Consider the following 12,728-nt stretch of genomic DNA (forward strand, 5'->3'; position numbering starts at 1 on the left):
GGATGCGACGATGAGAGGAGAGAGATCATGAACACCACCACGAAGCGCCCCAGTCCCGCCCGCGCCCGATTGATCGACGCCGCCACCCGCCTCTTCTACGAGGAGGGCATCCATGCGGTGGGCGTCGATCGCGTGATCGAGGAGGCCGCGGTGACGCGCGCCACCCTCTACAAGCAGTTCGGCGGCAAGGAGAATCTCGTGCTCGCGTACCTCGCGGGCGAGGACGAGGCGCTCCGAAGCATGTTCGCGGATGCCGGAGCGGCCGTCGCCGATCCCGATGACCTGCTGACCGCCGTGATCGACGGCATCGCCGCCGACATCCGCCACCGCCACACGCGCGGATGCCCGTTCATCAACGCGGCAGCCGAGTACCCCGATGCCGCGGGCGCCGTGCGCCGGCTCATCGGCGAGCACCGGGAGTGGTTCCGGGCGACGCTCCAGGCCGTGGCCGAGGGGGCGGGTCTCACGCGTCCGGCCGACGTCGCCGCATCGCTCGTCCTGCTGCGGGATGCCGCCCTCGTCGGCGGCTATCTCGACGGCGACGACCGCGTGACGCCGGCGTTCGAGCGCACCGCGCGGTCGGTGATCGACGCGCACCGGCGGGCGTGAACGGCCTGAAACGTGTGACTGGAGTGACCAAAGTGGTGCGACACGCCCAGTAATTGCCCAAAACCCGCGAAATGACGCGGAAATGTGGGCGGTCGTTGATACATTCGAGGCGGTCGCAAGACCAGGAGCATCCGCTCCGAACCCACAACGATGCGACGGGATCTCGTCGCTGGAGGAGTGACATGGCTGACAAGTCCATCACCAAGACCGAGCTCGTCGCGAGCATCGCAAGCGCCACGGGCCAGAGCCAGGCCACCGTCTCCGGTGTCCTCGACTCGCTGTTCGCCACGGTCTCCGACGCCGTTGCCAAGGGCAGCAAGGTCTCGATCCCGGGCTGGATCTCGTTCGAGCAGGTCGACACGGCCGCACGCACGGGCCGCAACCCGCAGACCGGCGCCGAGATCAAGATCCCGGCCGGTAAGCGCGTCAAGGTGACCGCTGGCTCCAAGCTCAAGGCTGCCGTCAAGTAATTCGACGCACCTTCACGAAGGCCGCCGCCCCACTCGGGTGGCGGCCTTCTGCGTCTGCCGACGGCGGTCAGCCAGGACGGATGCCGCGGCTTAGGCTGGAGGGGTGACTTCCGGCACCGAGACGACCACCCGGTCCTCGGCGTATCGACTCGCCGGGATCGCGATCCTCCTCGTCGCAGCCGTCATCGCCACGGTGATCGCCCTCGCGCTCGGCGGCGGAGCGAAACCTCCGCTGCTGCAGGACCCCGGGCCCTTCGTGCTCTGGGGCACGCCGATCGCCAAGCTCGTGATGAACATCGCCGGTGCCGCGATGCTCGGGTCTCTGGTGCTCGCGCTCTTCGCGCTGCGGGCGGGGGAGCGGGCCTTCGACGCCGCGCTGAACATCGCCTCGATCGGCGCCGCGGTCTTCACTGTCGCATCGGGGCTGGCCGGATTCCTCGCGTTCATGGCGGCGTTCAACCCCAAGCTCAGCATCGAACGCGAGTTCGGCGCGCAGCTCGGCCGGTTCCTTCTCGACCTGCCGCTCGGGCAGTCATGGTTGATCACCACGATCTTCGGTGCGGTCATCACGGTGCTCGCGTTCGCCTGGCGCACCTGGACGCCGACGCTCATCACGGCGCTCCTCGCCGCGGCATCCTTCCTGCCGCTCGCGACGCAGGGCCACGCGGGAGATCTCGCCGGCCACAACGTCGCGGTGAACTCGATCCTGCTGCACATGATCGCCGCGGCGGTCTGGCTCGGCGGGCTGCTGCTGCTCGTGCTGCTGCGCGGACGCACCGACGTCGACACCCCACAGCTGGTGGCGCGGTACTCCTCGCTCGCGATCGCCGCGTTCGCCGTCGTCGCCGTGTCGGGTGTCACCCGCTCGATCGTCGCCGTCGGCAGCTGGGACGCCCTGTGGGCCACTCCCTACGGCGCGATCGTGCTCGCGAAGGTCGCGCTGCTCGTCGGCATGGGGCTGCTCGGCGCCTGGTATCGCACGCGCCTCATCCCGAAGCTCGAGGGGGAGCGCGCCACGCGCTGGTTCTGGATGCTGGTGCTCGGCGAGGTCGCGCTGATGGGGCTGGCCTCCGGTGCCGCAGCCGCGCTCGCGCGCACGCCGCCGCCGACCGGGGAGACCGCCGCGTTCGCCCAGACGCCGGCCGAGATCCTGACAGGCGCCAAGCTCCCGCCGGAGCTCACCCTCGAGCGCTGGTTCACCGCGTGGAACATCGACGTGCTCTGGCTGGTCGCCGCAGGATTCGGCCTGTTCCTCTACCTCGCGGGTGTGATCCGCCTGCACCGCCGCGGCGATCGCTGGCCGATCTACCGGACCGTGTTCTGGGTGCTCGGCATGCTGATGCTCGTCTGGGTCACGGGCGGACCGATCAACGCCTACCAGGAGTACCTCTTCAGCGTGCACATGCTCGGGCACATGATGCTGTCGATGGCGATCCCCCTGCTGCTCGTCTCCGGCGCCCCGATCACGCTGGCGCTGCGTGCCGTGCGCAAGCGCGACGACGGCACCCGCGGCGGCCGCGAGTGGATCATGTGGGCCGTGCATTCGCCCTTCGCCCGGGTGGTCACCCATCCGTTCGTCGCGGCGGCGATCTTCATCCTGTCGCTGTGGGCGTTCTACTTCACCGACCTCGTGCGCTGGTCGATGTACGAGCATCTCGGACACGAGTGGATGGTCATCCACTTCCTCCTGTCCGGCTACCTCTTCGTGATGAGCCTGATCGGCGCCGATCCCGTGCCGTACCGGCTGCCGTACCCCGGACGCCTCATCACGCTCATCGCCGTCATGGCCATGCACGCGTTCTTCGGCATCGCGATCATGATGCAGGAGGGGCTCATGGTCGCCGACTGGTTCGGTTCGATGGGCCGCGACTGGGGCGTCGACCCGCTGGCCGATCAGTACGTCGGCGGCGGCATCGCTTGGTCCATCGGCGAGATCCCCACGCTGATCCTCGCCATCACGGTCGCGATCCAGTGGAGCCGCAGCGACACGAAGCTGCAGCGCCGGAACGATCGGCATGCCGACCGCACCGGCGACGCCGAGCTCGAGGAGTACAACGCCAAGCTCGCCGCCCTCGCCGAGCGCGACCTGCGGGACGCGGAGCGCGAGCGCCGATAGGCCCGCTCAGTCGGCGATGGGTTCGCCCGGGGAGCCGACCCGGATCGACGCGGACCCGTCCGGCAGGATCGTGATCGTGCCGTTGACCTGGAAGGGCACGTCCTCGGACACCGGCTCGATGGAACCGTCGAACAGCGACTGGATCTCGACCTCGACGTGGGCCACGGCATCCGTCGTCGGGATCTGCCAGTTGCCGCCGTCCGGTGCGACCGTGACCTGCGGCTGGGCGCTGATCGACCACTGCGGCGGGGAGGCGATGCGGTCGCGGACCTCCAGGCCGAACGGGCACGCGGCCGGCATCAGCACCTGCTGCGTCGTGCACTGTGTCAGGAACTCCTCGACGCGCTGCTGCACGACGCCGACGAACTCCTCGGTCGGCGTCGTCTGCACGTCGAGCGGCGTGATCGCCAGAGGCGTGTCGGCCAGCACCCCGGTGCCGGAGGCCTGCGCGATGGGGGTGTCGACCGTGACCGAGTACAGGCCGGGCGTGAAGACCAGGAGGGGCAGCGGGTCGATCGCGGTCGCGTCCGCTCCGGCGGCCGACACCTGACGGCGATCGACCTCGAAGCCGTTCACCGCGAAGCGGTCGGCTCCCAGGACCGTGAGGTCCACGACAGCCAGCGGGCTGGTGGTGAAGCGCCAGTCGGGGGTGACTCCTGCCCAGCCGTCCTGCTCGACGAGGAACGTGGTGGTGCCCGCATGGCCGCCGGCCTTGTAGCTGACGGTCACGGCCGTCTTGCCGTCGGCGGGCTCCTCCGACTCGATCTCGACATCGGTCAGCGGTGCGAGCGCGGCATGACGGAGCATCGCCTCGGATGCCGCGGCGTCGATGCCCGCCGCATCGAGCGTCTCGCGGTCGACGGCGACGCCGGGGATGCGCAGGGCGTCCGCGGCGCGACCGGCGGCGAGGAGGTCGAGGTAGCGGGTCACGAACGCCGAGGGGCCGTAGAACTGCTGGTAGAGCGTCGCGCCGCCGGCGCCGAGGGCGGCGAGGAGAAGCACGCCGACGAGCGCGAGCATCGTCAGATCGGCACCGAGACGGGCGCGCCGGGGCACCGCGGTGTCGACCTGCTGCATGGCGTCAGTCTAGAAGGGCGTCCTGGGACGACGCCGAGCGTCGGCGACTCCGGGCGGATGCCGGGACGTAGCATGGGTGGGCGCCCCGTGTCCGTCCGCTGCCCCTGTGAGAACCGTGTCCCTTCCCGCCCTGTCCGAGGAGCAGCAAGAGCTGTTCCGGCTCATCGAGGACACCGGCGAGCACGTCTTCATCACCGGCCGCGCCGGCACCGGGAAGTCGACGCTCCTGCAGCACTTCGCCTGGAACACGAAGAAGCAGATCGCGATCTGCGCCCCGACCGGCGTCGCCGCGCTGAACGTGGAGGGGCAGACGATCCACTCCCTCTTCCGCCTGCCGATCGGGCTCATCGGCGACGCCGACATCGACCAGAACGATGCCACGCGCCGCATCCTCAACGCCATCGAGACCCTGGTGATCGATGAGATATCGATGGTCAACGCCGATCTGATGGATGCGATCGACCGTTCGCTGCGTCAGGCGCGGGGTCGGCGCGGTGAGCCCTTCGGCGGCGTGCAGGTGGTGATGTTCGGCGACCCCTACCAGCTGGCTCCGGTGCCGCCGCGCGGTGACGAGGCCCGCTATGTGCAGGATCACTACCGTTCGTTCTGGTTCTTCGACGCGAAGGTCTGGGCGGGGCCGTGGACCGCTTCGGGCACGCGGGCCGAGGCGCACGGCTACGGTTCGTCGGACCAGGCCGGCCTGTTCGAGGTCGACACCAGAGCCGAGCTGCACGTGCGCGAGCTGGTGCAGATCCATCGGCAGTCCGATGACGGATTCAAGGCGATGCTCAACGCGGTGCGGTACGGGCGGGTGACGGCCGAGATCGCCGGAGTGCTCAACGCCCAGGGGGCCCGCACGCCGCCGGATCCCGAGCCCGGCGAGGTGCCGATGATCACGCTCGCGACCCGCAACGACATCGTGAACAAGATCAACAGTCAGCACCTGAACGCCCTGCCCGGGAAGGAGCAGACGGCGCGCGCCGAGGTCAGCGGCGACTTCGGCCGGGGCGAGGCCTCGCTGCCGGCGGAGTCGGAGCTGAAGCTCAAGGTCGGCGCGCAGGTGATGTTCCTCCGCAACGACACGGCGATGTCCGGCGAGCCCCCGCGGTGGGTGAACGGCACGATCGGCACGGTGATCCGCATCCTCGGCGGTGCCGTGCGCGTCGACATCGACGGCGAGGAGGTCGACGTCGAGCCCGCGGTCTGGGAGCGATTCCGCTACGCGTACGACCAGAGCACCAAGAAGCTGTCCCGTGACGTGGTGGCCGAGTTCACGCAGTTCCCGCTGCGCCTCGCGTGGGCCGTCACGATCCACAAGTCGCAGGGGAAGACCTACGAGCGCGCGATCATCGACCTGGGTTCCGGAGCGTTCGCTCCCGGCCAGACCTATGTCGCGCTCAGTCGTCTGACGTCGCTGGACGGCCTGTACCTTTCGCGGGCGCTGCGCCCCACCGACATCCGGGTCGACGAGGACGTGCGGCGGTTCATGCGCGAGGCATGGCTCGCGAAGTCGACGCCGGAGCTGCCGACGGCCTGACCTCAGGCGGCGACGCGCGCGCGGTCGAGGTCTTCGAACAGCTCGGTGTTGAAGCGGTAGGCGAGCAGGACCTCGTCTATCACGCGCTCCCGCTCGGCGTCATCCCAGGGGGCGGCATCGAGCTGCTCGCGGTAGACGTCCTTGAAGGCCGCCGGGTCGGCGATGTCGTCGAACAGATAGAAGCCGATGCCGTTCGTCTCGAACCCGAAGCGCCGCGCCATCACGCGGCCGATGAAGATGCCGCCGGAGAGATCGCCGAGGTAGCGCGTGTAGTGGTGGGCGACGAATCCGCCGGCCCAGGTCGCGCCGACCTGACGGATGCGCTCGACGTAGCGCTCGGTGGTGGGAAGCGGCGCGATGCGCTCGCGCCAGTCGGCCCCGAGCAGGAACTCGAGATCGGCCTCGAGCGCGGGCAGGCGGGTCAGCTTGTCGCTGAGGAAGACGGATGCCACGGGGTCCTGCCGCATCCGCTCGCCGGCGCCCTCGAGCGCCTCGTAGATGAAGTAGTGCTGCGAGACCAGCGAGATGTAGTCCTCGCGCGAGCCCTCGCCCTTCAGCAGGTCGGACATGAAGCCGGCGCCCTCGCTGCGGGAATGCGACCCGGAGGATCGTTCGCGCAAGGCGGCGGAGAAGGAGAGGATCTCGGACATGGGATCAGTGTAAGGCTTACCTAACCTCCTGCGGAAGTCGGATATGTGGCATCAGGCGTGCGGACGCGGCTCGACCCCGAGGCGTGCGCACGCGGCATCGTAGAGCGCGACGACCTCGCGGCGCACGGCCGGCCGGTCATCGATCGGGCCGCCCGGCCACGGCACGCGGAGCTCGGACACCGCGGCGTCACGGGTGATCTCCCACACCCCGCCGTCTCCGTCGAAGCCGACCATCACGGCATCCGTGATCGTCGCATCGGCCGGTTCGGCGAACGCGCGGGCGATGAGGAGATTGTCGTCGGTGTGGTCTCCGTTCATGTGTCGGAGGACGGCGGAGATCACATCGGCATCGAAGGCATGGGGCACATTCACACCTTAGGACGCCCGCCGGAGGGGCCGCCGGTGCAGAATTTCAGCATCCGCGTTCTAGACTCGGGAGACACGTCTTCGGGGGTACTTTCCATGCAGCATCTCTCGTCGCGCCGGTGGCGCGCCGTCGCGGCCACTGCGGCCGTGCTCGGTCTTGTCCTCACCGGCTGTTCCTCCGGTGAGACCTTCACCTACACGCCACCCGCGCAGGTCGACGGCGCACTGCCCGACGACACGGTCGCCGCGATGCAGGAAGCGGTCGACAGCGCGATCGCGGCCTCGGGCGCCTCCGGCGCCATCGTCGGGGTGTGGGTGCCCTGGAGCGGCAGCTGGGTCACGGCGAGCGGCACGCAGGAGCGCAGCGGTGAGACGCCGCTCGATACCGAGATGTCCTTCCGCATCGCCGACGTGACGCGGCTGATGACCTGCGACGTGCTCTACGCCCTCGCCGACGAGGGGACGGTCAAGCTCGACGCGAAGGTCCCGAAGTATGTGTCGGGCGTCGCCGACATGCAGGACATCACCCTGCTCGACCTCTGCAACGGCACCAGCGGCGCCGGATCGTCCGAGGCCACCGTGAAGAACGCCTGGCTGAACACCCCCGACCGCGTCTGGGCTCCCCTGGAGCTCGCCGGGTTCGGGCTGGGGCGTCCGCGAGTCGCTGCGCACACCACCTACCGCGACTCGGACTCGGGCTACCTGCTGCTCGGCCTGGCGCTCGAACGCGCCTCGGGCATGACGGCATCCGAGCTGATCGCCGAGTACGTCACCGAGCCCCTCGGCCTCCCGAGCACGTCGCTTCCCGGCCCCACCGCCGCTCCGCCGTCCGCGGGGCCGTCGATGAACGGGCACTTCATCAACGTCGTCGAAGGCGGATACGGCTGCGCCGCACCGGTCGACATCACCGAGCTCTCGTCGAGCTCGGGCTTCACCGACTCCGGTGTCGTCTCGACGATCACCGACCTCGGCCGCTACGCACAGGCGGAAGCGGCTCAGGTGCTCCGCACGAAGGACAAGCCGGCGCGCTTCGGTGCACCGCTCCCGGTAGCCGCGGACGCCCCCTCCTGGTACCAGGCGACGGGGGGTGCCTATCTCGTCGGCTCGCTGGTCGGCCAGCACGGCTGGACCCCGGGTTACGCGACGGCGGCGTACTCCGACCCGGCGACCGGCTTCACGGTGGCGGTCGTGCTCAACGACTCCACGGCGGGCCCGCTCTTCGCGCAGTACCTCTCGTGGGAGCTCGCGGCGATCGCGTCCAAGGCGCCGGCGGCCTCCGGGGAGACCGCTCCGGAGTTCGGCCTGCCGTTCACGGCCGGTCAGTACCACCAGGCCATCATCGACGCCGCGCTCGTCTGCGTCGACCCGCCCGTGGAGTGATCTGCGGCGCATCCGGCAGAGCGAGCGAGGGGCGGCGACGATGGCGATCATCGACAACGCGATCTATGTGAACGGCGTCCGCACCGAGAATCTGCAGAGCCTCAGCGAGACGTTCGAGCGGATGCGCGAGCGCGGCGGGATGAGCTGGATCGGCCTGTACCGTCCCAGCGAGGAGGAGATCCGCGAGGTCGCCGACGAGTTCGGCATCCATGCCCTCGTGGTCGAGGACGCGCTCGCGGGCCATCAGCGCTCGAAGCTGGAGCGCTACGGTGACGTGCTGTTCATGGTGCTGCGACCGGCGCGCTATCTCGATGCCTCGGAGGAGGTCGAGTTCGGCGAGGTGCACGTGCTCGTCGGCCCTGATTTCGTGGTGACCATCCGGCACGCCGAGTCTCCCGATCTCGGGAGGGTGCGCAGGCGCCTGGAGAGCGATCCGACGCTGCTCGGCCACGGGCCCGAGGCGGTGCTCTACGCCATCCTCGACGAGGTCGTCGACGAGTACACGCCGGTGCTGGCGGGGCTCGAGAACGACATCGACGAGATCGAGAGTCAGCTGTTCGAGGAGGATGTCGACGCGACCCAGCGCATCTACGACCTCGGCAGGGAGGTCATCGACTTCCAGCGTGCGACGCAGCCGCTGTCGGGGATGCTGGAGGCGCTGCTGCGCGGATCCGACAAGTACCGGGTGAGCGAGGAGCTCCAGAAGTACCTGCGCGATGTCCTCGACCACACGCTGCGCGTCACGGATCGCGCGACCACGTTCCGCACGGTGCTGGACAACGCGCTGACGGTCGAGTCGACCATCGTCGCACGCCGGCAGAACGAGGAGATGCGGCGGATGACCGAGCTGAGCATCCGTCAGAACGACGAGGTCAAGAAGATCTCCGGATGGGCTGCGATCCTGTTCGCGCCGACGCTGGTCGGCACGATCTACGGCATGAACTTCGACCACATGCCCGAGCTGCACTGGGTGCTCGGCTATCCGATGGCGATCGGCCTGATGCTCGCCATGGGGATCGGGCTGTACGCGGCCTTCAAGCGCAAGGGGTGGCTCTAGCCGCGCAGGAGCACCGTCGTCTGCGCCAGCACACTGCGGAGTGCTCGCGCGGCGGCCTCGGCATCGGCCGCGTCGATGCCCGCCCAGATCGGCTCGGTCAGGGCTCTGATCTCGCGGCCGATCTCGTCGACCAGGTCCGCTCCGGCGACGCTGAGCGCGTCGTCGACGATCAGGCCGCGCCTCTCGAGGCCCGACAGGAGGTCGGCCGCGTCCGCGAACTGCCCTCTGTCCCTGATCGTCTCGGCAAGAGCGTCAGGTCCGTCGAACTGCGAGGTGAGGCGCAGGGTGACCCACTCGCGCTCGGAGAGCTGCCGGTCGATCAGCACCGTTCGCAGGAGGGCGGTCAGGGCCTTCTCCGTCTGTCCGATGAGCTGTGAGCCGAAAGGGAGCATGATTCCTCCTAATAGTTGGTGACGCCAACGATATCAGATCGTAGGTGGGGCCAACGAGTAGTGTGGTGGCATGGGACGTCTCGACGGTCGGGCGACGTGGCAGGTGAGCCGCGCGCACCTTCGTGCACACTCCCTTCTGCAGGAGCTGTTCGCCGATGCGGGAGCGCGCGCGTATCACTACCGCCTGCTCGCAGCGCTCGAAGAGGCAGGCGCCGTGAGCCAAGCCGAGCTCGGGCGCGTGACCGGTCTCGATCGCAGCGATGTCTCGGTCGCGTTGAGTGCGCTGGAAGAGGGCGCGCTCATCGTGCGCGCCGCGCACCCCACCGACCGGCGCCGGAATCTCGTCTCCCTCACCGCGCGAGGGCGCGACGAGCTCGCGCGGCTCGACGCCGTCGTCGAACGGGCGCAGGCCCTGTTCCTGGCGCCACTGGCCGAGGAGGAGCGCGACGCGTTCCTCGACATGATCACCCGTCTCGGGCGTGAGCCCGGTACCGGGGTCTGAGCGCGAGGACTGGCGGGATCCCTCCCTTCGTTGACCGTTCCGCGTCTTGCCGGATGCGGCGGGCGGACCGAGGCTGAACGGATGACCGCATCCTCCGACACCGCCCTTCTCGTCATCGACGCCCAGGAGTCCTTCCGCCAGAGAGCCGACGATTGGGCGGCCACCGCGAACCCGGCGGTGCTCGACAACATCGCCCACCTCGTCGAGCACGCCAGGACCGTCGGCGACCCGGTCGTGTGGATCACCCACTCCGAACCAGGGACCGGGGGAGTCTTCGATCCCGCGCTCGGGTTCGTGCGCGTGATCTCGGAGCTCGGCCCGAGAGACGAGGAGGCAGCGGTCACGAAGACCACGATCAATGCCTTCACGTCGACCGATCTCCAGGAGCGGCTCGAAGGCACCGGCATCCGTCGGGTCGTGATCTGCGGCATCCGCACCGAGCAGTGCTGCGAGACGACGGCGCGCGTGGCCGCCGACCTCGGATTCGACGTCGAGTTCGTCACCGACGCGACGACGACCTCGGCCATCCCGAGCCGGGGTGCGCTCGCCGCAGTGTCGGGCGACGACATCATGCGCCGCACCGAGAGCATCCTCTCGGCCCGCGGATTCGCCACGATCACCGACACGAAGACGAGGATCGGAGCGAGCGCCGTCGCCTGAGCGGAGCGGCTCAGTCCCCCTCGTCGCCGGTCTCGACGCCCGGTCCGGGACCAGGTCGTACCGGGGCATCCGGGGCGATGTCGATCCGGGTGTTCCCGTCGTGCTCGCTCACCTCGATGCGCGGCGCAGCATCGGCCTCGGTGGCATCGGGCGCCGCGGTCAGCTGGTCGTGGCGCTTCTCCTCGAACGTCTCGTCGTCTGCGGATGGGTGATCAGGCGTGCTCATGGCTCTCCTCGGTCGTCATCGTCGAAAGCTATGTTCCGACCGTGCCCCGCGGCGATGGGGTTGACAGCGGGGTCCGGATGCGCACTCAGGATTCTCACAGAAACACCGCGCGGCGCGGTCATCCGTTCGCCCGGCACCGATATATTGTCGTCGCACGAAGGACGGTACGCCGGCCTCCGGCAGGGGCGATCGAGGGGATCGCTTCACGACCTGACACAAGAAACGGGTTCTCTCATGACCGGTACCGCACGGAAGGCGCTCGCCGAAGGGCTCGCGACTTTCCTCTTCGTCCTCGCCATCATCGCCGCGGTGAACAGCGAAAGCCCGCTGACGCCGCTCGCGATCGGCTTCACCCTCATGGTCCTCGTCTACTCGACGGGCCACATCTCGGGCGCGCACCTGAACCCGGCCGTCTCGGTCGGTGTCTTCCTGCGCGGCGGCCTGAGCGTCGTGGACTTCATCGCCTACCTCATCGCTCAGTTCATCGGCGGCGCGCTGGCCGCACTGGCCAGCCTCGCGGTCTGGCCCGCGGGCGGAAAGGCCGTGGTCATCGAGATCGGCCCCGCCTTCCTCGTCGAGGCGCTGTTCACGCTGATCCTCGTCTGGGTGGTCCTCAACACCGCCACCGCGAAGGGCACCGAGGGCAACTCCTTCTACGGCCTCGCGATCGGTGCCACGGTGTTCGTCGGTGCCGCGACCGTCGGCTCGATCTCGGGCGGCGGCTTCAACCCGGCCGTGGCCCTCGGTCTCTCGGTGGGCGGCTACTTCGCCTGGAGCTCGCTGTGGCTCTACATCGTCGCCCCGGTCGTCGGCGCCGTGATCGCCGCGATCCTGTTCCGCGTGCTCAACGCGGACGACGCCAAGAAGATCGCCGGCGAGTAACCCGCTGCCATGAAGCGCCGCGTCCTCTGCGAGGGCGCGGCGCTTCTGCGTGCGGGCCTCTCCGTCGAGCGATGTCCGCCACGCGGGGGATGCGGGCACCGACGCGGCGACGTACCGTGAAGCCATGCTGATCGTCGAGGAGCTCCATCTGCTGCTCACCCGGCCCGACGGCCGAGTCGAGAGCGCAGCGAGCGTGCACCGTCTGTTCGGCGCGATCGCCGCCGTCATCGTCGACCTCTCCCTCCACGACCGCGTCGTGGTGACGGAGGAGAAGAACCCGGCCGTGCAGGTCGTCTCCGCCGATCCGATCGGCGACCCGGTCCTCGACACGGCGCTCGCGCGCCTCGCTCCCCTGAGCGGCAAGCGCCTGCAGTCGCTCCTCATGCGCTCGAGGCTCGATCCGCTGGACCAGGTCGTCGAATCGCTCGTCGCACAGGGCGTTCTCGTGCGCGGCGAGCGGGGCTTCTTCGGGTGGGGCTCGCTGCGCACGCCCGAGTCGGACCCCGGGCCGGAGATGCTGATCCGCTCCCGCCTCGCGGCCGTGCTGTCGGGATCGGCCGCGCCCACCCTGGCCGACGTGACGATCCTCGCCATCCTGCAGGGGATGAACGCGGCGCATCCGATCCTCAAGAACGAGGCGACCGGGGCGTCGGCGGGTCAGCTCAAGAAGCGGATCGAGCAGCTGGTCGCGGGCTCGGCGGCCGGTGATGCCGTCACGAAGGCCGTGAACACGGCGATCGCCGCGGCGCTGATGGCCGCGATGACACCGGTCATCGTGGCGACCACGACCGGCTGATCACCGCG

General features: G+C 69.3%; 15 protein-coding genes. 10 read left to right on the forward strand and 5 right to left on the reverse strand.

What is annotated here, in order from left to right:
• Positions 1–27 precede the first annotated feature (27 nt).
• The 3 genes from LBN7_RS10795 (at position 28) to LBN7_RS10805 (ending at position 3,195) form a co-directional block, all read left to right on the forward strand.
• Positions 28–609 carry a TetR/AcrR family transcriptional regulator gene (locus LBN7_RS10795; RefSeq protein ID WP_407359617.1) on the forward strand — a complete coding sequence of 194 codons (582 nt, stop codon included), beginning with the start codon at positions 28–30 and terminating at the stop codon, positions 607–609.
• A 182-nt stretch (positions 610–791) separates the two neighbouring features.
• Complete coding sequence (locus LBN7_RS10800) at positions 792–1,079, forward strand: HU family DNA-binding protein (RefSeq protein ID WP_017203554.1); 288 nt, start codon at positions 792–794, stop codon at positions 1,077–1,079.
• A gap of 103 nt (positions 1,080–1,182) precedes the next feature.
• Entirely contained in the window at positions 1,183–3,195 is a 2,013-nt protein-coding gene (locus LBN7_RS10805; protein ID WP_407359618.1) for a cytochrome c oxidase assembly protein, read from the forward strand.
• Between the two features lie 6 nt (positions 3,196–3,201).
• Here LBN7_RS10805 and LBN7_RS10810 read toward each other — a convergent pair whose 3' ends face one another.
• Positions 3,202–4,272 (reverse strand): hypothetical protein, encoded by a 1,071-nt coding sequence (locus tag LBN7_RS10810; RefSeq protein WP_341947150.1) that lies wholly within the window; start codon positions 4,270–4,272, stop codon positions 3,202–3,204.
• A gap of 115 nt (positions 4,273–4,387) precedes the next feature.
• On the opposite strand from LBN7_RS10810, the gene LBN7_RS10815 reads away from it, so the two are divergent.
• Complete coding sequence (locus tag LBN7_RS10815) at positions 4,388–5,809, forward strand: AAA family ATPase (RefSeq protein ID WP_341947809.1); 1,422 nt, start codon at positions 4,388–4,390, stop codon at positions 5,807–5,809.
• 2 nt (positions 5,810–5,811) lie between these two features.
• Here the strand turns inward: LBN7_RS10815 and LBN7_RS10820 are convergent, their stop codons facing one another.
• Together LBN7_RS10820 and LBN7_RS10825 are read right to left on the reverse strand one after the other, a co-directional pair.
• Positions 5,812–6,459, reverse strand: a complete 648-nt coding sequence (locus LBN7_RS10820) for a heme oxygenase (biliverdin-producing) (RefSeq protein ID WP_407359619.1) — start codon at positions 6,457–6,459, stop codon at positions 5,812–5,814.
• A 51-nt stretch (positions 6,460–6,510) separates the two neighbouring features.
• Positions 6,511–6,825 carry a DUF2470 domain-containing protein gene (locus tag LBN7_RS10825; RefSeq protein WP_341947152.1) on the reverse strand — a complete coding sequence of 105 codons (315 nt, stop codon included), beginning with the start codon at positions 6,823–6,825 and terminating at the stop codon, positions 6,511–6,513.
• Between the two features lie 96 nt (positions 6,826–6,921).
• Here LBN7_RS10825 and LBN7_RS10830 point away from each other — a divergent pair, with 96 nt between their 5' ends.
• Positions 6,922–8,205, forward strand: coding sequence for a serine hydrolase domain-containing protein (locus LBN7_RS10830; RefSeq protein ID WP_407359620.1), 1,284 nt, complete (start codon positions 6,922–6,924; stop codon positions 8,203–8,205).
• Positions 8,206–8,245: 40 nt separating this feature from the next.
• The gene (gene corA / locus LBN7_RS10835; protein WP_407359621.1) at positions 8,246–9,262 is read left to right on the forward strand and encodes a magnesium/cobalt transporter CorA; all 1,017 of its coding nucleotides are present in this window, start codon (positions 8,246–8,248) and stop codon (positions 9,260–9,262) included.
• On the opposite strand, the gene LBN7_RS10840 is transcribed toward corA, so the two are convergent.
• Complete coding sequence (locus tag LBN7_RS10840) at positions 9,259–9,654, reverse strand: hypothetical protein (protein WP_407359622.1); 396 nt, start codon at positions 9,652–9,654, stop codon at positions 9,259–9,261. The two genes, corA and LBN7_RS10840, sit on opposite strands and share 4 nt — an antisense overlap.
• Positions 9,655–9,724: 70 nt before the next feature.
• On the opposite strand from LBN7_RS10840, the gene LBN7_RS10845 reads away from it, so the two are divergent.
• Both LBN7_RS10845 and LBN7_RS10850 read left to right on the forward strand, forming a co-directional pair.
• Complete coding sequence (locus LBN7_RS10845; RefSeq protein WP_341947157.1) at positions 9,725–10,156, forward strand: MarR family transcriptional regulator; 432 nt, start codon at positions 9,725–9,727, stop codon at positions 10,154–10,156.
• A gap of 81 nt (positions 10,157–10,237) precedes the next feature.
• On the forward strand, positions 10,238–10,816 hold the full coding sequence (locus LBN7_RS10850; protein WP_407359623.1) for an isochorismatase family protein: 579 nt from the start codon (positions 10,238–10,240) through the stop codon (positions 10,814–10,816).
• 10 nt (positions 10,817–10,826) lie between these two features.
• On the opposite strand, the gene LBN7_RS10855 is transcribed toward LBN7_RS10850, so the two are convergent.
• On the reverse strand, positions 10,827–11,042 hold the full coding sequence (locus tag LBN7_RS10855; protein WP_341947159.1) for a multidrug transporter: 216 nt from the start codon (positions 11,040–11,042) through the stop codon (positions 10,827–10,829).
• 234 nt (positions 11,043–11,276) lie between these two features.
• On the opposite strand from LBN7_RS10855, the gene LBN7_RS10860 reads away from it, so the two are divergent.
• Positions 11,277–11,924 (forward strand): MIP/aquaporin family protein, encoded by a 648-nt coding sequence (locus LBN7_RS10860; RefSeq protein ID WP_116633582.1) that lies wholly within the window; start codon positions 11,277–11,279, stop codon positions 11,922–11,924.
• A 124-nt stretch (positions 11,925–12,048) separates the two neighbouring features.
• Positions 12,049–12,720 (forward strand): GPP34 family phosphoprotein, encoded by a 672-nt coding sequence (locus tag LBN7_RS10865; RefSeq protein WP_407359624.1) that lies wholly within the window; start codon positions 12,049–12,051, stop codon positions 12,718–12,720.
• The last annotated feature ends 8 nt before the right edge of the window (positions 12,721–12,728 follow it).

The sequence above is a fragment of the Microbacterium sp. LBN7 genome, from assembly GCF_045690345.1.
GTDB lineage: Bacteria > Actinomycetota > Actinomycetes > Actinomycetales > Microbacteriaceae > Microbacterium.